The 18,426-nt window shown below is 67.5% G+C and carries 12 protein-coding genes; 8 read left to right on the top strand and 4 right to left on the bottom strand.

Going from position 1 to position 18,426, the window contains the following annotated elements; genetic code table 11:
- Positions 1–63: 63 nt before the first annotated feature.
- Positions 64–2,004: a glycosyl transferase gene (locus KV397_RS08675; protein WP_261812636.1), complete on the top strand. Its 1,941-nt coding sequence runs from the start codon at positions 64–66 to the stop codon at positions 2,002–2,004.
- The gene (locus KV397_RS08670) at positions 2,001–2,930 is read left to right on the top strand and encodes a tetratricopeptide repeat protein (protein ID WP_261812635.1); all 930 of its coding nucleotides are present in this window, start codon (positions 2,001–2,003) and stop codon (positions 2,928–2,930) included. Before KV397_RS08675 ends, KV397_RS08670 begins: the two co-directional genes overlap by 4 nt.
- A 28-nt stretch (positions 2,931–2,958) precedes the next feature.
- Here the strand turns inward: KV397_RS08670 and glgB are convergent, their stop codons facing one another.
- From glgB to glgX, 3 genes are all read right to left on the bottom strand, one after another.
- Positions 2,959–5,163, bottom strand: a complete 2,205-nt coding sequence (glgB, locus tag KV397_RS08665) for a 1,4-alpha-glucan branching protein GlgB (protein ID WP_261812634.1) — start codon at positions 5,161–5,163, stop codon at positions 2,959–2,961.
- A complete protein-coding gene (locus tag KV397_RS08660) occupies positions 5,160–7,232 on the bottom strand; it encodes an alpha-1,4-glucan--maltose-1-phosphate maltosyltransferase (RefSeq protein WP_407665292.1) in 2,073 nt (690 codons plus the stop codon). The genes glgB and KV397_RS08660 overlap by 4 nt, the downstream gene beginning before the upstream one ends.
- Positions 7,233–7,297: 65 nt before the next feature.
- A complete protein-coding gene (glgX, locus tag KV397_RS08655) occupies positions 7,298–9,370 on the bottom strand; it encodes a glycogen debranching protein GlgX (protein ID WP_261812633.1) in 2,073 nt (690 codons plus the stop codon).
- Positions 9,371–9,471: 101 nt separating this feature from the next.
- Between glgX and KV397_RS08650 the strand changes: the two genes are divergently transcribed.
- The 6 genes from KV397_RS08650 to KV397_RS08625 all read left to right on the top strand — a co-directional run bounded on the left by KV397_RS08650 (position 9,472) and on the right by KV397_RS08625 (position 16,571).
- Positions 9,472–10,647 carry a cysteine desulfurase family protein gene (locus KV397_RS08650; protein WP_131490964.1) on the top strand — a complete coding sequence of 392 codons (1,176 nt, stop codon included), beginning with the start codon at positions 9,472–9,474 and terminating at the stop codon, positions 10,645–10,647.
- A 9-nt stretch (positions 10,648–10,656) separates the two neighbouring features.
- On the top strand, positions 10,657–11,754 hold the full coding sequence (gene mnmA / locus KV397_RS08645) for a tRNA 2-thiouridine(34) synthase MnmA (protein ID WP_261812632.1): 1,098 nt from the start codon (positions 10,657–10,659) through the stop codon (positions 11,752–11,754).
- 38 nt (positions 11,755–11,792) lie between these two features.
- Positions 11,793–14,126 (top strand): NAD-dependent DNA ligase LigA, encoded by a 2,334-nt coding sequence (ligA, locus tag KV397_RS08640; protein WP_261812631.1) that lies wholly within the window; start codon positions 11,793–11,795, stop codon positions 14,124–14,126.
- Positions 14,123–14,590: a hypothetical protein gene (locus tag KV397_RS08635; protein WP_131490967.1), complete on the top strand. Its 468-nt coding sequence runs from the start codon at positions 14,123–14,125 to the stop codon at positions 14,588–14,590. Before ligA ends, KV397_RS08635 begins: the two co-directional genes overlap by 4 nt.
- A gap of 176 nt (positions 14,591–14,766) precedes the next feature.
- Positions 14,767–15,717, top strand: a complete 951-nt coding sequence (locus KV397_RS08630) for a nitroreductase/quinone reductase family protein (RefSeq protein WP_131490968.1) — start codon at positions 14,767–14,769, stop codon at positions 15,715–15,717.
- Positions 15,718–15,788: 71 nt separating this feature from the next.
- Positions 15,789–16,571, top strand: coding sequence for a helix-turn-helix domain-containing protein (locus tag KV397_RS08625; RefSeq protein WP_261812630.1), 783 nt, complete (start codon positions 15,789–15,791; stop codon positions 16,569–16,571).
- A 23-nt stretch (positions 16,572–16,594) separates the two neighbouring features.
- Here KV397_RS08625 and KV397_RS08620 read toward each other — a convergent pair whose 3' ends face one another.
- Positions 16,595–18,418 (bottom strand): DEAD/DEAH box helicase, encoded by a 1,824-nt coding sequence (locus tag KV397_RS08620; RefSeq protein ID WP_372492636.1) that lies wholly within the window; start codon positions 18,416–18,418, stop codon positions 16,595–16,597.
- Positions 18,419–18,426: the final 8 nt, after the last annotated feature.

Raw genomic sequence — 18,426 nt, 5'->3', positions numbered from 1 at the left:
CTAGTCTGAAATGTCGAGTGTTGCGTCGCGGGCAGATGCCGGTGATGCGTGAGGAGACTATTCGTGCGTTTCGTATGGGCCGTGGTGGCCTTCGTGCTGGCCGCGGTGCTGATCGGGGCGGGTATCGCCCAGCGCACCATATTCATGGGGCCCGACTCGCAGCAGACGCAGGTCGAGATCGATGAGCCCGCACCGTTCGTGCTGCTGGATGGCGACGTCCTGCGGACGAACCCGGGTGCGCAGAAGCTGATCGTCCGCGGCCAGGGAGACATCTTCAGCAGTTACGGTCGGACCGCCGACATGGAGGCCTGGCTGGCTGACTCCGACTACAACCGGGTGACGGTGGACGACGAGGGCGAGTTGTCGGTCGAGCACGTCACGGCACCCGAAGACTCGGATTCGACGGACGCCGGTGAGGACGCGGGCGATGGGGCTACCGAGGAACCCGTAGGCCGCGACCCGCGAGGGTCCGACCTGTGGCTGGACTCCTTCGAGGATGAGAACCTCCTCACCGTCGACAAGATCCAGTTGCCCGAGGGAACGAGCACGTTGATCGCCTACGACGGCACGCTCGACGCGCCCGACCAGATCACGGTCTCCTGGCCGTTGGACACGAAGACGCCTCTGGCAGGGCCGCTGATGGTCGCCGGTGGCATCGTGCTGCTGATCGGACTCATCCTGTACGTGCTGGGGATCCGCCATCAGCGGCGAGGACGCGGCCCTCGTCGCAAGGGTCCCGGCCCGCTTCCGGCGACCGAGCCGATCGACGTCGCCGCGCTTCCGCCCGCGGAGCGCGCAGCACTCGAAGCCGGGAACGATACATCGGAATCTCAGACTTCCGTCGACGGAGCATCGGACGACGGGACCGAAGATGCGGAGATCGTGGACGATCACAAGGGAAGCGACTCGAAGAACGCCATGCGAGCGGCGCGCCCGATGCGGCGGCGTCGGATGCTGGCACTCCCGGCACTCGGTCTGACGGCCGTCCTCGCTGCCGGATGCTCGGCGGACTCCTGGCCCCAGTTCGACGGCGCTTCGGCGTCTCCGTCGCCGAGCCCGACGGTGATCGCCCCCGAGAACCAGAAGCCGCCCGCTGTGACGGAGTCGCAGGCCAAGCGCATCCTGCAGTCCGCGTCCGAGACCGTCGCCGAAGCGGACTCCGCGCTCGACCTCGACCTCGCGACCACTCGTCTCGACGGCCCCGCACTCGCCGCGCGGACCACGGAGTATGCATTGCGGTCGAAGATCGCGGACATGGCGCTACCCGCAGCCATCCCGACCGACGACTTCGAGGTGGTGCTCCCCGAGGCCACCGACCGCTGGCCCCGCACGGTCCTCATGCTGTCGAAGAGCACCGGTGACGACACCGTGCCCCCGGTCCTCCTCATGATGACGCAGGCGGATCCGTGGTCGAACTACCGGATCAGCAACATGGCGGAGATGTCGGCGGACGCTGTGTTCCCCGACGTCGCAGCCACCTGGCTCGGCACCTCCCTCGTGCCGTCCGACTCCGCCTTCCTGACGCTTCCACCGGCTGAGCTCGCTCCGGCTTTCGCCGATGTCGTCGATGCCGGGGAGAAGAGCGAGTACTACGGTCTCTTCGACGACCTCGCGTTGAATCTCGCGAGCTCGATCACCGACAGCAGGCAGGCCGTCGTGAAGAACCTCGCCGACAAGGGGGCGTCAGAGACGTCGAAGGCAGCCTTCGACATGTCCCCGACGACAGCCGAGCCCATCTCGATGACCACTCTCGATAGTGGTGCGATCGTCGCCGTGTCTCTCACCGACAAGGAGACCGTGACTCCGACGTCGTCGGATGTGGTGATCCGATTCGGTGACAACGCCGAGGCGAAGGCGCTGACGGGGGCGACCGAGTCCGCGAAGGGCGTCGAGACGACGTACGAGTTCCAGCTGTTCTTCTCGGTCCCCGCACAGGGATCGACGGAACAGATCCGACTCCTGGCAGTCCACCAGGACCTCCTCTCCGTGAAGGTGATCAAGTGAGTGAAATCTCCCCGGCCGCGCTGCGTGGCGCGGTGGACCTTTCGAGCCTCCGCAACCGGCCGGCGTCGCCGTCCGAGAGCACGGCCACGCCCGGCGTCGTCGACGTCGTGGTCGACGCCACTGATGAGACGTTCGGCCAGATCCTCGAGCTCTCGCGCACGGTGCCGGTCGTCGTCGACCTGTGGGCGGAGTGGTGCGGTCCGTGCAAGCAGCTCAGCCCGATCATCGAGAAGGTGACCCGCGAACTCGGCGGTCGCGTCCTGTTGGCGAAGGTCGATGTCGATGCGAACCCGCAGCTCGCGCAGAGCTTCCGGGCGCAGTCGATTCCGATGGTGGTCGCGTTGATCGCCGGCCAGCCCGTGCCAATGTTCACCGGTGCGGTGCCGGAGCAGCAGGTGCGAGAGGTCTTTGCCCAGCTCTTGCAGGTCGCCGCACAGAACGGTGTCACCGGCACTCTCGCGGTCGAGGAGACGGCGGCTGCTGACGCACCGAGTGCACCGGAGGAGCCGGAGCTTCCGCCGCTGCACGCCGAGGCCTTCGCCGCGATCGAGGTTGGGGACTACGCCGCCGCGATCCGCGCGTACGAGAAGGCACTGGCCGAGAACCCGCGCGACGAGGAAGCCCTCGCCGGACTGGGACAGGTGCGCCTTCTCGATCGCGTCCAGGGGCTCGATCTGCAGGTGGCCCGTGCGGCCGCCGCCGAGCGTCCGCTCGATGTCCAGGCGCAGTTCGATGTCGCGGATCTCGACCTTTCGGGAGGCCACGTCGACGATGCGTTCGGTCGACTGCTCGACCTCTTCGCGCAGCTGCCCTCCGATGAGCGCACTCCTGTCAGGGAGCGCCTGGTCGAGTTGTTCGGACTCATCGGGGCAGCCGACCCGCGCGTCGTCTCCGCCCGCAACCGGCTCTCTTCGCTGCTCTTCTAGGGAAGACGGGAACCGGTCGGGTGCACTGTCACCCGTGACTCACGGTGGGCACGTGCGGCTCGGGCTGATGGCGCAGCCAGAGCGTCGAGAGCGCGGGGAGTGTCACCGCCGCGGTGGGAGCGGCGCCCTCATCCGCGCTCGCGAAGACCATGCCGAGGTTTCCCGAGCCTCGGCCGCCGTACTCGGCGGCGTCTGTATTGAGCACCTCCTGCCACACCCCTTCCCGGGGGAGCTCGAGGCGATAGCCGGCGTGCTCGACGCCGGCGAAGTTGCTGACGACGACCAAGCGTCCTCCGTGGTCGTCGCGCCGCTCGAACGCGATCACGGACGGATTCCAGTTCGGCGCACCGAGTCGATGGAAGGAGGACCCGTCGTTGTCCCGCGCCCAGAGCGGTGCCTGTGCGCGATAGGTCCGGTTCATCGCGCCCACGAAATCCTGCAACTGCAGATGCGAGGGCTGGTCGAGAAGCCACCAATCGAGTTCGCGACTCTCCGACCACTCGGCGAGCTGACCGAACTCCTGTCCCATGAACAGGAGATTCTTGCCCGGGTGCCCCCACATGTATGCGAGGTACGCGCGGGTGTTGGCGAGCTTGTGCCAGTGATCGCCCGGCATCTTCGTGAGCAGGCTCCCCTTGCCGTGCACGACCTCGTCGTGGCTGATTGGCAGCAGGTAGTTCTCGCCGAAGGCATAGACGAACGAGAACGTCATCTCGCCCTCATGATGCGAGCGGTACATGGGATCACGTGAGATGTACTGGAGCGAGTCGTTCATCCACCCCATGTTCCACTTGAAGCCGAACCCGAGCCCCGCGTGATCGGTGGGGGCGGTGACGCCCGGGAAGCTGGTTGATTCCTCGGCGATCATCATGATCCCCGGATGCAGGCGGTAGGCGGTGGCGTTGACCTCCTGCAGGAACCGGATCGCTTCGAGGTTCTCGCGTCCGCCGTGGATGTTGGGCTCCCATTGGCCGGCCTCGCGGGAGTAGTCGAGATAGAGCATCGAAGCGACCGCGTCGACCCGCAGCCCGTCGACGTGGAACTCTCTGAGCCAGTAGAGAGCGTTGGCGACCAGGAATCCTCGGACCTCGGGGCGTCCGTAGTCGAAGATGAGCGTTCCCCAGTCCTGGTGTTCGCCGCGGCGCGGATCGGGGTGCTCGTACAGCGGCTGACCGTCGAAGCGGGCGAGGGCGAACGCGTCCTTCGGGAAGTGCCCCGGCACCCAGTCCATGATGACGCCGATACCGGCCTGATGCAGACGATCGATCAGGTAGCGCAGATCGTCGGGGCTGCCGAACCGGCTCGTCGGCGCGTAGTACCCGCTCACCTGGTAGCCCCACGAGCCGCCGAACGGATGCTCGGCCAGAGGCATGAACTCGACATGGGTGAACCCTGCCGCCGTCACATGGTCGATCAGCGGACCCGCGAGCTCGCGATACCCGAGTCCGGAACGCCAGGACCCGACGTGGAGCTCGTAGATCGAGAGTGGCTGCGCGACGGCATGCGTTGCCGCACGCCGGGTCATCCACGCACCGTCGGACCAGGCATAGGACGAGGAAGTCACCACGGAGGCCGTGTCCGGAGGAACTTCGGCGGCGAGCGCCATGGGGTCGGCCTTGAGGATCCATGCCCCGTCACGCGTACGGATCTGGTACTTGTACCGGGTGCCGACCGACAGGTCCGGGATGAAGAGCTCCCAGACTCCACTCACCCCCATCGAACGCATCGCGTGGGCTTCGCCGTTCCAGTCGTTGTGGTCACCCACCACGCGCAACGCGGTGGCGTTGGGCGCCCAGACGGCGAAGGAGACGCCCGGCTCGCCCTCCGAGGTCCGGGGGTGCGCCCCCAGCGCCTCCCAGAGGCGTTCGTGACGCCCCTCGGCGATCAGATGCAGGTCGAGGTCGCCGAGGGTGGGACGGTGCCGATAAGGATCGCCCACGACGGTTTCCGCGTGATCGGCGTAGCGCGTCGCGACCCGGTAGGGGAGAGGGGGACCGACGTGCTGCCCCTCCCAGATGCCGTGCGCGGCGTGGGAGAGTTCGAGTCTGGTTCCATCATCGAAGACGGCGGCGACCTCCGACGCGAGAGGGCGTCGGACGCGGATGACGGTCACCGTCCGGTCGGCGGCGTCCTGGTGGGCATGTGCACCGAGCACGGAATGCGGATCATGGTGGGTGGCCGACGAGACCGCCTCCCATTCGGTGGATGCGGCGACGTCTTCCGCGTAGCTCATGATCGCTCCCTCACCTTCAGGATGTGGACCGGCTCGGCGAAGGCGTCGAGTCGTACGTAGTTGTGGTCGCTCCAGGTCCAGATCGCGCCGGTGAGGAGGTCCTCGACCTCGAACGGGTGGCCGAGGGGAACACCCCACCGGGTCGTGTCGAGGTGGACGGTGGTCTCCCGTACCGAATGCGGGTCGACGTTGGCGACCACGATGATCGTGTCCGCGTGCCCGCTCCCGGTGAACGGCGCCTCGAGGTGCTTGCTGTAGACGAGGACGGCGTCGTCATCGCTCCAGTGGGTCGAGAAGTTGCGGAGCTGACGCAGCGCCGGGTGGGCGGCGCGGATCTCGTTGAGCCTGCGCAGCAACGGCGCGAGCGACTCCCCGCGAGCCTCGGCCCCGTTCCAGTCGCGGAACTTGTACTCGTACTTCTCGTTGTCGATGTTCTCCTCGGAACCCGGGCGGGCGACGTTCTCGAAGAGCTCGTAGCCGGCGTACACGCCGTAGACCGGTCCTGCCGTGGCCGCGATGCAGGCACGGACCCGGTAGGCGGCCCGACCGCCGAACTGCAGATACTCGGTCAGGATGTCATGGGTGTTCACAAAAAGGTTCGGGCGCATGTAGTCGGCGGTCTCGTGTGAGACCGAGGTGAGGAACTCCTCGAGCTCCGCTTTCGTGTTCCGCCAGGTGAAGTAGCTGTAGCTCTGCTGGAACCCCACAGCGGCGAGGGCGCGCATCACCGCGGGACGGGTGAACGCCTCCGCGAGGAAGATCACGTCAGGGTCGACCGCGTTGACCTCCGCGATCAGCCACTCCCAGAACTGCAGAGGCTTGGTGTGCGGGTTGTCGACCCGGAAGATCTTCACCCCCTGCGCGACCCAGTGCTGAACCACCCGGAGCATCTCCGCCGAGATCCCCGCAGGGTCGTTGTCGAAGTTGAGCGGGTAGATGTCCTGGTACTTCTTCGGCGGGTTCTCCGCGTACGCGATGCTGCCGTCGGGCAGCGTGGTGAACCACTCCGGGTGCTCCCTGACCCAGGGGTGATCGGGGGAGGCCTGCAGCGCGAGGTCGAGCGCGATCTCGAGGTCCTCCTTCCGCGCGGCGCGGACGAAGGCCCGGAAGTCCGCGAGAGTGCCGAGGTCGGGGTGGATCGCGTCGTGGCCGCCCTCTTCCGCACCGATGGCATACGGCGATCCCGGGTCGCCCTGCTCCGCCGTGAGGGTGTTGTTGCGTCCCTTCCGGTTCGTGATGCCGATCGGGTGGATCGGTACGAGGTAGACCACGTCGAAGCCCATCGCCGCGACTTCCGGGAGGCGCTTCGTCGCTGTGCGGAACGTCCCGCTCCGTACCGTCCCGTCCTTCAACCGCTTGGCGCCTTCGGAGCGCGGGAAGAACTCGTACCAGGCACCGACTCCTGCGGCCGGCCGATCGACGACGAGACTCTGCTCGGGGGTGGCGGAGCGGATCGCCGTGACAGGCCGGGCGCGGAAGATCTCCGTCAGCTGGGGGTCCGCGGCGAGGGCCGCGGTCACCGCGCCGTCGCCGCTCCGCAGTGACTCGGCGTCTGTGAGCAGCCGTCGTCGCTGCGCGGCCGGGCGGTCCTTCTCCGTGGCGGCGCGCGCGAGCAGTTCGGCGCCCAGGGCCGCCATCACGGGGACGTCGACGCCCGCGGCGACCTTCAACGCTGCCGCGTGGGCCCAGGTCGCGAAGTCATCGGCGAACGCCTCGAAGCGGTAGTGCCAGGTGCCCTGCTCGTCGAGCGCGACGTCTGCTGACCAGGTGTCGGTGCCGTCGTGACGAGGGGAGAGTCTGTGGAGCGTCTCTTCTCCGGAGGGCGACGTGAGGCGGAGATGCACACCGATGATGTCGTGGCCCTCGCGGAAGGACACCACGTGGAAGGGGACGACTTCGCCGACGAAGGCCTTGGCGGGAAAACCACCGGGGACTGCGGGCGAGGGGTCGAGCAGCGGGAGCCGGGTCGTACGCAACGCACCGGGGAGGTCTACGTGCCCGGGCGCGCGCGCCGGGATCTGAGCGGGGCTCCGGAGAGCCGAGGACCGAGTACCAGCACGTGCAGCCACATCCCGAATCTACCGCGCGGACGTGATCGCGGGTAGCGCGCCGTGAGGTGCGTCGGAGCCGGGTGTCATTCGACCCGGAACAGCCTCATCGACGTGCCCGATACGGGCAGGACGTCTCCGGGGGCGAAGACCTCCTCGTCGTCGGAGGGACGCTCCTGCGCACTCGACCACAACGAGACGAAGCGCGTCGCATCCTCGATCTCCTCCGGGAGACGCACGTCGATCGGTGACTCGGTTCCGTGCACGATGAGCAGGATGCGGTTGTACGCCTCGGCGTCAGGAGTGGATGCCGCGACGTACTGCAGGGTGCGGTTGCCGGGATCCGCCCATTGGCTCTGCTCCATCGTCTCGCCGTTCTGGTCGTACCAGTCCATGACGGAGGCGTTCGGGATGTGTTCACCCAGTCGGGCATAGCGACTGGGACGGAGCGCGGGGTTCTCCTGCCGCAGCCGGGTCAGGCGGGAGACATGCGCGCGCAGATCCTCCTGCCACGGTTCGAACTCCCACCCGAGCCACGTGAGGGCGGAGTCCTGCGCGTAGGCGTTGTTGTTGCCGCGCTGTGTGCGTCCGACCTCGTCACCGGCCGTGAGCATCGGCACGCCCGCGGACAGCAGGAGCGTCCCCAGGAGGTTGCGCATGGCCTTGCGCCGTGCGGCCAGGATCGTCGGGTCGTCCGTCGGGCCTTCGATCCCGTGGTTGAACGCGCGGTTCATGTCGGCGCCGTCGCGGTTGTGCTCCCCGTTGGCCTCGTTGTGCTTCACGTCATAGGAGACGAGGTCGTGCAGGGTGAAACCGTCGTGCGCGGTGATGAAGTTCACGCTGGCGAGGGGACCGCGCTCCTCGCTGAACGTGTTCGAGGAGCCGGCGAGCCGCGTCGCGAACCCGCCGATCCCCACCGGTGCTGAGGCGCGACGCGCGTAGTCGATGTCGCTCAGCCAGAAGTTGCGCACGCGGTCACGGTAGCGGTCGTTCCATTCCTGCCAGCCGGTCGGGAAGTGCCCCGTCTGCCAGCCGCCGAGTCCGACGTCCCACGGCTCGGCGATGAGCTTGGTGTCCGCCAGGATCGGGTCGTTCGCGATGGCTGCGAGGAGCGGATGATCGGGTGTGTAGGTGTGCGTGCCGTCCCGCGCGATCGCGGTCGCGAGGTCGAAGCGGAAGCCGTCGATCTGCATCTCCTGCGCCCAGTAGCGGAGGGAATCGAGCACGAGCCTCGCACCGGCGTCGGTGGCCGTGTTCAGAGTGTTCCCGCACCCCGTGGTGTCGATGTAGACCCCGGACTCGTCCTGTCGGTAGTAGGAAGCGTTGTCGATGCCGCGCAGACTCGAGCGGGGACCGCCGATGCCTTCTTCCGACGTGTGGTTGTAGACGACGTCGAGGATCACCTCGAGACCGGCTTCATGCAGCAGCCTGACCATGCCCTTGAACTCGGCGAGCACGGCCTCGGGGCCCTCCTTGCGGGCCTCCTCGGTGGCATAGGCCGTGTGCGGGGTGAAGAAGTTCAGGGTGTTGTAGCCCCAGTAATTGGTGAGGCCACGCTCGAGCAGGCGGGGCTCCGGCACGAAGGCATGCACGGGCAGAAGCTCGATCGACGTGATCCCGAGCGAGTGGAAGTACTCGATCATCGCGGGGTGCGCGAGACCGGCGTAGGTGCCGTGCAGAGCAGGAGGAACGTCGGGGTGACGCTTGGTGAGCCCTTTGAGGTGGCCCTCGTAGATGACCGTGCGATCCAGGGGCACCCGGGGCTTCTGCGAGTCGCCCCAGTCGAAGCCGTCGACGATCACGACCGAGCGCCACTCCTCGTAGCCGTCGCCCTGAGCGAGGCCGCGGGCGTAGGGGTCGAGGAGGAGGGTCTCCGGGTTGAAGGTGTTCCCGGGCCCGTGCGGCCCTCCGACCCGGATGGCGTACCGCACGCCGGGCTGCAACAGCTCCGTCGTGATCTCCCAGACACCGCCGGGGCGGCGCTCGAGTTCCAGCTCATCCGTCGCCCAGTCGAGGTCGGTGGCGTCGAACACCACGAGCTCGACGGAGGAGGCGTTCTGCGACCAGACGCGCAGCGTGCCGACGCCGTCATGGAGACGGACACCGAGGTGGTCGAGAGTGGAGCCGCCGGGCACGGCGAGGGCAGGGGACACGGGCATGAGTACACACTAGAGGCGATGTGTCGCCGTCTCATCTCCGGGCGTACCGGGTTCCACGCCCACACGCCCCGACCGAGGCCGATTCGCGAGAGAATCGAAGGATGCGGCACTATCTCGATCATGCGGCGACCACGCCTCTGCGCCCGGAGGCGCGCGCCGCGTGGCTGGATGCCTCCGAGACCGTGGGCAACGCGTCGTCGACACATGGGGCAGGACAGGACGCCCGGCGTCTGCTCGAGGAGTCGCGCGAGCGTGTCGCCGCGGTGTTGGGCGCCGATCCCATCGAGATCGTGTTCACTTCGGGTGGTACCGAATCGATCAATCTGGCACTGCAGGGGATGTGGCGATCCCGCCCGACCGGGACAGCGGCGGTCGTGATGCCGGAGGCGGAGCACCACGCCACGATGGACACCGTCTCCGCTCTCCTCGACGACGGCGCCGAGTTGCGTCGGGTGCCGGTCACCGCCCACGCGCGGATAGACCCCGAGGTCTTCGCCGCACGCCTTCCCGGTGCCGCCCTCGCGACGGCCCTCGTCGCGAACAACGAAGCGGGCACGATCAACCCGGCCGCGATGCTGGCCCGCTATGCGGCGATCGCCCGCGTGCCGCTGCACCTCGACGCCGTGGCCGCGCTCGGCCATGTTCCGGTGTCGTTCCGCTCGATGCGTGGCGACGTCGCCGACGGTGTCGGACTCGTGGCGATGAGCCTGGCCGGCCACAAGATCGGCGCGCCCGTGGGAGTCGGAGTCCTCGTCGCTGCGCGCACCGCACGGATCACGGCACTGTTGCGCGGTGGTGCCCAGCAACGCGGGCTCCGGGCCGGGACGCAAGACGTCCCCGGAGCTGCGGCGTTCGCCACCGCGGTCGAACTCGCCGAGACCGAGCGCGAACAGGAGGCAGCACGATTGGCCGGTCTCCGCGACCGCCTCATCACGGGAATCCGCTCCGCTGTGCCCTCCGCCGTGCTCCTCGGCGACCCGATCGAGCGTCTGCCCGGCAACGCGCACGTGCTCTTCCCCGGTGCCGTGGGGGAGAGCCTGCTGTTCCTTCTCGACGTGGCCGGGGTCGCCGCATCCACAGGATCCGCGTGTCAGGCAGGGGTGGCCGAGCCCTCACACGTCGTGATGGCGATGGGGCGGAGCGAGCGGGAGGCGCGCAGTGTGCTGCGGTTCTCCCTGGGGCGCACGTCGACGGCCGCGGATGTCGATGCGGTACTCGCCGTCATCGCCGATGCCTATGCCCGCGCATCCGGCGCCGGCACAGGCACACGCTCGTAGACTGTTCTCATGCGGATACTTGCGGCGATGAGCGGTGGAGTCGATTCCGCCGTTGCAGCCGCCAGGGCTGTGGAGGCGGGACACGACGTCGTCGGTGTGCATCTGGCTCTCTCCCGCGCCGGGGGCACGCTGCGAACCGGTAGCCGTGGATGCTGCACGATCGAAGACGCTCTCGATGCACGCCGGGCCGCCGACGTGCTCGGCATCCCCTTCTACGTCTGGGACTTCTCGGAGCGCTTCCGCGACGACGTGATCGGGGACTTCATCGCGGAGTATCAGGCGGGCCGCACGCCCAACCCCTGCATGCGTTGCAACGAGAAGATCAAGTTCGCCGCGCTTCTGGAAAGAGCCATCGAGCTCGGGTTCGACGCCGTGTGCACGGGCCACTACGCCACACTCATCGACGGCGAGCAGGGGCTGGAGCTGCACCGTGCCTCGGACAACGCCAAGGATCAGTCGTATGTGCTGGGCGTCTTGACCTCCGAGCAACTCGCTCACACATACTTCCCGCTCGGCACGACGCCGTCGAAGGCGATCGTGCGCGCGGAGGCGGAGTCGCGTGGGCTGAGCGTCGCGCAGAAGCCTGACAGCCATGACATCTGCTTCATCCCCGACGGCGACACCCGCGGCTGGCTGGCGGAGAAGGTCGGCACCGCCACGGGCGAGATCGTCGATCGCAGTGGTGAGGTCGTCGGATCGCACGAGGGCGCCCACGCATTCACGGTAGGACAGCGTCGCGGACTCAAGCTCGGCATCCCCGCCCCGGACGGCAAGCCTCGGTTCGTCCTCGAGGTCCGGCCGGTGTCGAACACGGTCGTCGTCGGTCCGAAGGAAGCGTTGGCGATCGCGGAGATCGCGGGGGAGCGCTTCAGCTGGGCGGGCGCCGCACCCACCGAATCCGCGTTCGAATGCCACGTCCAGATCCGCGCTCACGCGGAACCGGTCCCTGCGCGGGCCACGGTTTCGGACACCGGCGTCCGCGTCGTCCCGGACGTTCCGCTCGACGGGGTGGCGCCGGGGCAGACGGCGGTGCTGTATGTCGGCACCCGCGTTCTCGGACAGTTCACGATCGACACCACGGTCTCGGCCGTTCCGGTCGGCGCGTAGACGTTTCCGGTGTCGGTGCCCACTCATAGACTGTCGAGGTGCCGGAGAACATCTCGCTGGAAGACGCCCGAACCGAAGCCGAGGAGCTGACCACCCGCATTCTCGATGCGAAAGAGGCCTACTACGGCCGAGACACCTCGCTCGTCGACGATTTCACGTATGACGGGTGGATGCACCGGCTCGAAGAACTCGAGAGGCTTCATCCCGAGCTTCAGGGGCAGGACTCGCCCACGCAGATGGTCGGCGCCGCCGAGGCCACAGGCCTCGCGACCATCGAGCACGCCGAGCGCATGCTCAGCCTCGACAACGTGTTCTCCGTCGACGAGCTGAGGGACTGGGCGGCGAAGACCGAAGCCGCGGCCGGCCGTCGCGTCGCATGGCTCACCGAACTGAAGATCGATGGCCTCGCGATCAACCTCCGGTACGAGAACGGAGTCCTGACCTCCGCGGCGACGCGTGGTGATGGACGAGTGGGGGAGGTCGTCACCGAGAACGCCCTGCGTCTCCCGGAGATCCCGTATCGTCTGAGCGGCGAGGGACACCCCGAGATCGTCGAGGTGCGCGGTGAGGTGTTCATCCCGGTCGCGGCCTTCGAACGCCTCAATGCCGCGCAGGCGAGCTACCGCGATCGCGCCTACGCCGATGCTCTCGCGAAGTGGGAAGCGCGGAGCGGGGTCAAGAAGCCCTTCGACGAAGAGAAGGCGCGCACCGCCGCCGCGCGACGCTTCCCGTCCTTCGCGAATCCACGGAACGCGGCCAGTGGAGGGCTCCGTCAGCAGATCGACAAGAAGAACGGGCTCGAGCTCGAAGCGGGACTTCTACGCATCGAGTCCCTGTCGCTCTACGTGCACGGTATCGGCGCGTGGACGAATCCTCCCGTCGCAGCGCAGAGCGAGGTGTACGAAGTGCTCGCCGGATGGGGCCTGCCGACGAGCCCGCACACGAAGGTCTGCGGCACGATCGACGACGTCGTCGCGTTCGTCGAGTACTTCGGCGAGCATCGGCACGACATCGAGCATGAGCTCGACGGCATCGTGGTCAAGGTCGACGAGCTCGAGCTGCACGCTGAACTCGGAGCCACGAGTCGTGCGCCGAGGTGGGCGATCGCCTACAAGTACCCGCCGGAAGAGGTGCAGACCACGCTGCTCGACATCGTGGTCTCGGTCGGTCGTACAGGTCGTGCGACCCCCTTCGCCGTCATGGCGCCGGCGCACGTCGCCGGTTCCGTGGTGCGTCAGGCCACGCTGCACAACAAGGACGTGGTCAAAGCCAAGGGCGTGCTGATCGGCGATACCGTCGTGCTGCGCAAAGCCGGTGATGTCATCCCCGAGGTCCTCGGACCCGTGGTCGAGAGACGAGACGGCACGGAGCGCGAGTTCGTGATGCCCGTCGAATGCCCCGAGTGCGGCACACCTCTTCGGGCGATGAAGGAGGGCGACATCGACCTGAGGTGCCCGAACGCCCGTTCCTGCCCCGCACAGGTCCGCGGTCGCGTCGAGCACATCGGCTCACGCGGGGCACTCGATGTCGAAGCTCTCGGTGAGGTCACCGCAGCCGCGTTGACGCAGCCGACCTCACCGGCGATCCCGCCTCTCGAGACGGAGGCGGGCCTGTTCGCCCTCACCCTCGAACAACTCGTGCCGATCGAACTCTTCGTGCGCGATGCCGAGACCGGGCTTCCGAAGGAGGATGACGACGGGGTCGTCAAGACGCGTGCGCCCTTCCGCAGGAATCCGACCCCGGCTGAGAGGAAGTCCGGTCTCGAGGGGCCGCAGCCCTCCTCGCAGGCGTTGACGCTCCTCGCTGAGCTCGAAAAGGCGAAGACGAAGGACTTGTGGCGTCTGCTCGTGTCGCTGAACATCCGTCACGTCGGGCCGGTCGCGGCGCGCGCACTCGCCCAGTGGTTCGGTTCTCTCGACGCGATCCGCGCTGCGACGCGCGACGAGCTCGCCGCCGTGGAGGGGGTCGGGGGGATCATCGCGGATTCGGTCCTCGACTGGTTCGAGATCGACTGGCACCAGGAGATCGTGCAGCAGTGGGCGGACGCCGGTGTGCAGTGGTCGACGCCCGGTCACCCCGGTCCGGGTGGTGCGGTTCCCGCCGGCGGCGTCCTGGAAGGCCTGACCATCGTCGCCACCGGCTCGCTCGACGGATACACCCGGGAGGGCGCTCAGGAGGCCATCATCAAGGCGGGGGGCAAGGCGGCATCCAGCGTCTCGAAGAAGACGGACTTCGTCGCTGCCGGGCCGGGTGCCGGGTCGAAGCTGGCGAAGGCCGAAGAGCTCGGACTCCGGATTCTCGACGCAGCCCAGTTCCACGTGCTGGTGACGGAAGGGCCGGAGGCGCTTCCTCCCGCAAGCGAGGGTTCGTGAAGCGGTACGGTCCGCTGATCGTCGTCCCGGATGCGCTGGCCGTCGGCGATCCCGGCCGCCATCATCTTCGGCTGACGCCGGAGGCGGTGATGATCCGGGCGGGTGTCGAGAGCCGAAGCATCCTGCCGTGGGCGAGCGTCGAACGGGTCGTGCTCGACGTGCCGACCACCAGGTTTCGTCTGCCGGGTCTGGTCGGCACGCTGGTGCTCGGTGCCGTGACCGCGGCGATGCTGAGCGACCCCGGAGTCGAACCTGAGGACGGTACCGCGACCCTCACGGTCGATGGTGAGAACACCACCGTGCTGTTGAGTCGCCATCATGTCGGCGGATACTGGGCTCCGAGCGTCGCGGGGGCGCACCGCCTGATCGCCCATCTCATCGCGCACCCCGAACAGCGTGCACTGCTCGAGCATCCGGAACGGTTGATCGACGTGGCGGCGCAGCTTGCGCGCGGAACGGGTTAGCTGTGATGTCCAGGGAGGTTGTTCCCTTGAGTCGATCCGTCCCTCGCGACCTTGGTGACATCGTCAGATGGTGTTAGCTTGATGCCAACGTCGCGTGTCGTTGGCAGTCCGTGTCAGGCATGGAGGCGTGGGATATGAAGGAGGACGACAGATGATGTCGACCCCTTCGCCCTCTCGTGACTGAGGGCGAGAACACCGGGCCAGGAGCCCGGAACGGCGAAACCGACAGCACTGCTGTCAACGCGTTCAATCGCGGTGTCATCGACGAGTTCCGTGCGAACGCCGGCCGCGTCGGCGGCAAGTTCGAGGGGTTCACCCTCGCTCTGCTCACGACGACCGGCGCGCGCACGGGCATCCGCCGCACGACACCGTTGGCGTACTTCGAGCTGAACGGGATGCGCGCCGTCGTCGCATCGGCGATGGGCGGGCCACGGCACCCCGCATGGCTTGCGAACGTCCGCGCGCGTCCCCAGGTGAGCGTCAAAGTCGGAGCGGAGTCATTCGACGCACTCGCGTCGATTCCGTCAGGCATAGAGCGCGACCGGCTGTTCGCGCAGGTCGTCGAGCAGGATCCGGAATTCGGTGACTATCAGGCGAGCACGTCGCGGGTGATTCCCGTGGTGATACTGCAGCGACTCAGCTCGCCGTCCGTCCCGCCATTCGAGGGGGAGCGCGCGCGCTTGGTCGCCTGGGCAGCCGAACTGCGGCAGGTGCATGACCGGCTCCGTCAGGCGCTGCGGGTCGCGCAGGACTCCGCCGCACAGGGACGATCTCCCGAGGTCGCGGGGCGTGAGCTGCTGTTGTTCTGCCATGGGTTCTGCACGGCACTGACCGGACATCACGAGGGCGAGGATCGCGAGCTGTTCCCCGCGATCGCGGCCGCGCACCCGGAACTGCGGGACACGTTGCGGTATCTGCAGCAGGATCACTCGATGATCGCTCACCTTGTGAGCGGGTTGCAGTCGTCGGTGGACGCATCGGCAACACCGGTCGAGCTCGCCCGGCACCTGGAAGGGATCGCCGCGATCATGGAGAGCCACTTCCGTTACGAGGAACGGCAACTCCTCGAGGTGCTCGAGACCCTCGCACTCGATGCCGACCCCAAACGCGTGCTCGGCCCGCTCTGAACCCTGTCTCTGCGCGGGTTGGACGTGATTCTGCATCGCCGACCGCGCGCTGTCTCTTGGAGTTGTTCCTCATGTCCCACGTCAACGCTGTTCTTACGCCACGCACTCGGCTTCGACTCGCACGCATGATCGTCGACGGCAAGCATCCCGTCAGCCACGTCGCGAAGCTGTTCATGGTGTCTCCGGTCCCCGCCCGCAAATGGGCAGACCGGTATCGCGCCGAGGGCGCGACGGGGATGAAGGATCGGTCCAGCCGCCCGCACGGCATCCCGCATCGGACAAGCGAGCACATGAAGCGGAAGATCATCGCATTGCGTTGGCGGCAGCGCCTCGGCCCTGCCCAGATCGCAGCCCGCCTCGGTATCCCCGCCTCCACGGTTCACGCGGTGCACGTCCGATGCCACGTGAATCGCCTCTCCCGTATCGGCCGGGTGTCGGGCGAACCCTTGCGACGTTACGAGCACGACCGTCCGGCGTCGCTGATCCACGTTGATGTCACGAAGTTCGGCAACATCCCCGTCGGCGGCGGATGGCGCTTCGTCGGCAAACAGCAAGGCGACTGGAACCGTCAGGCCACCGCCCGCCGCACCGGGCAGCGCAACAGTCGGTCAGAACCCCGCCTCGGCACCGCGTTCGTCCATACCGTCCTCGATGGCCACTCTCGCGTCGCCTATGCCGAGATCCATTCCGATGAGAAAGCCATCACTGCGATCGGCGTCCTCGAACGGGCAGTCACGGCCCGCCGTGACGCACTGCCGGACTGGCTGCACTTCTACAACCAGCACCGCCACCACTCAGCGATCAACGACACGCCCTACGCCAGGCTCAACAACCTGCCTGGACAACACAGTTAGCCCGCACCGCGCGCGACGACGCGTCAGCTCTTGTGACGGGGCTTGCGGTACGGCTTCTCGTCGCGGTTGTCGCGTGCCGGACGGTCGTCGCGGTCGCGTCGTTCGAACTTGCCACCGTCGCGCGGAGCAGTGCGCCGAGCGCCCCCGGGGCCACGATCGGGCTTGATCTCGATCAGGCGACCGGAGATACGCGTGTCGCGGAGCTTCTCCAGGACGGCGGGGTCGAGATTGGAAGGCAGCTCGACGATCGAGAAATCGGGGCGGATGTTGATGGCTCCGAAATCATCTCGACCCAGCCCGCCTTCGTTCGCGAGGGCGCCGACGATCTGGCGGGGTTCGACACGGTGACGGCGTCCGACCTCGATGCGGTACGCCGCATAGTCGCCGCGGCTACGGCGTTCGGTGCGCGGCTCACGCGAGTCGCGGGCGCTGCGCTCCCGAGGCGGACGGTTGTCGGCCTCGACCGCCTTCGAGAGAGGATCGTTCGCGGGGTCCAGGAGCAGTGGCTTGTCGCCCTGAGCGACGACGGCCAGGGCGGCGGCCACGTCTCCCTCCGGCACATCGTGGTGGCGGACGTAGTGGGCGACGATGTCGCGGAACGCCTCGATCCGTCCGGTCTCCGAGAGCGCGGTGGTGATCGCGTCGTCGAAGCGGTTCAGACGCGTGGTGTTCACGTCCTCCGTGCTCGGCAGCTGCATCTGGGTCGGCTGCTGACGGGTCGCCTTCTCGATGTGCTTGAGCAGGTAGCGCTCACGCGGTGTGATGAAGCTGATGGCGTCGCCTGAGCGTCCCGCCCGACCCGTGCGACCGATGCGGTGCACGTACGACTCGGTGTCGGTGGGGATGTCGAAGTTCACGACGTGGCTGATGCGCTCGACGTCGAGCCCGCGCGCAGCCACGTCGGTGGCGACGAGGATGTCGAGCTTGCCGTCCTTGAGCTGGTTCACGCTGCGCTCACGCTGCACCTGGGGGACATCGCCGTTGATCGCTGCCGCGGAGTAGCCGCGGGCGCGGAGCTTCTCGGCGAGCGTCTCGGTCTCGTTCTTGGTGCGGACGAAGACGATCATCCCGTCGAAGTTCTCGACTTCGAGGATCCGGGTGAGAGCGTCGACCTTCTGCGCATAAGACACCACGAGGTAACGCTGGGTGATGTTGGTGCCGGTGGCGGTCTTGGACTTGATGCTGATCTCTTCCGGCTCACGCAGATACTTCTGCGCGAGGCGGCGGATCTGCGGGGGCATCGTCGCCGAGAACAGGGCGACCTGCTTCTCTTCGGGAGTCTGCGCGAGGATCTGCTCCACGTCTTCGGCGAAGCCCATCTTCAGCATCTCGTCGGCTTCGTCGAGCACGAGGTACTGGAGCTGGGACAGGTCGAGAGTGCCCTTCGCGAGGTGGTCCATGATGCGGCCGGGCGTGCCGACGATGACGTGGACGCCGCGACGCAGCGCCGACAGCTGAACACCGTAGCCCTGTCCGCCGTAGACGGGGAGGACGTGGACGCCCTTCATCTTGGAGGCGTAGGACTCGAAGGCCTCGCAGACCTGGAGCGCGAGTTCGCGGGTGGGCGCGAGCACGAGTGCTTGCGGGGTCTTCTGCGAGACGTCGAGGCGCTCGAGGACGGGAAGCGCGAAGGCCGCGGTCTTTCCGGTTCCGGTCTGCGCCATCCCGACGACATCGCGTCCGGCCAGGAGCGTGGGAATGGTGGCCGCCTGGATGGGCGACGGGGTCTCATAGCCGAGATCCTTGATGGCTTTGAGGACGGGCCCGGTGATGCCGAGCTCCTCGAATCCGGGGGTCGCGGGGGAGTCCTCGGGGGCGTCGGTCAGCACTGCATCTTCAGGGGTCACTTCCCAAG

This window comes from Microbacterium aurugineum, assembly GCF_023101205.1.
In the GTDB taxonomy this organism is placed as follows: Bacteria; Actinomycetota; Actinomycetes; order Actinomycetales; family Microbacteriaceae; genus Microbacterium; species Microbacterium aurugineum.
The sequence above is the reverse complement of the archived record's forward strand: the minus strand, read 5'-3'. Positions and strand labels throughout refer to the sequence as shown.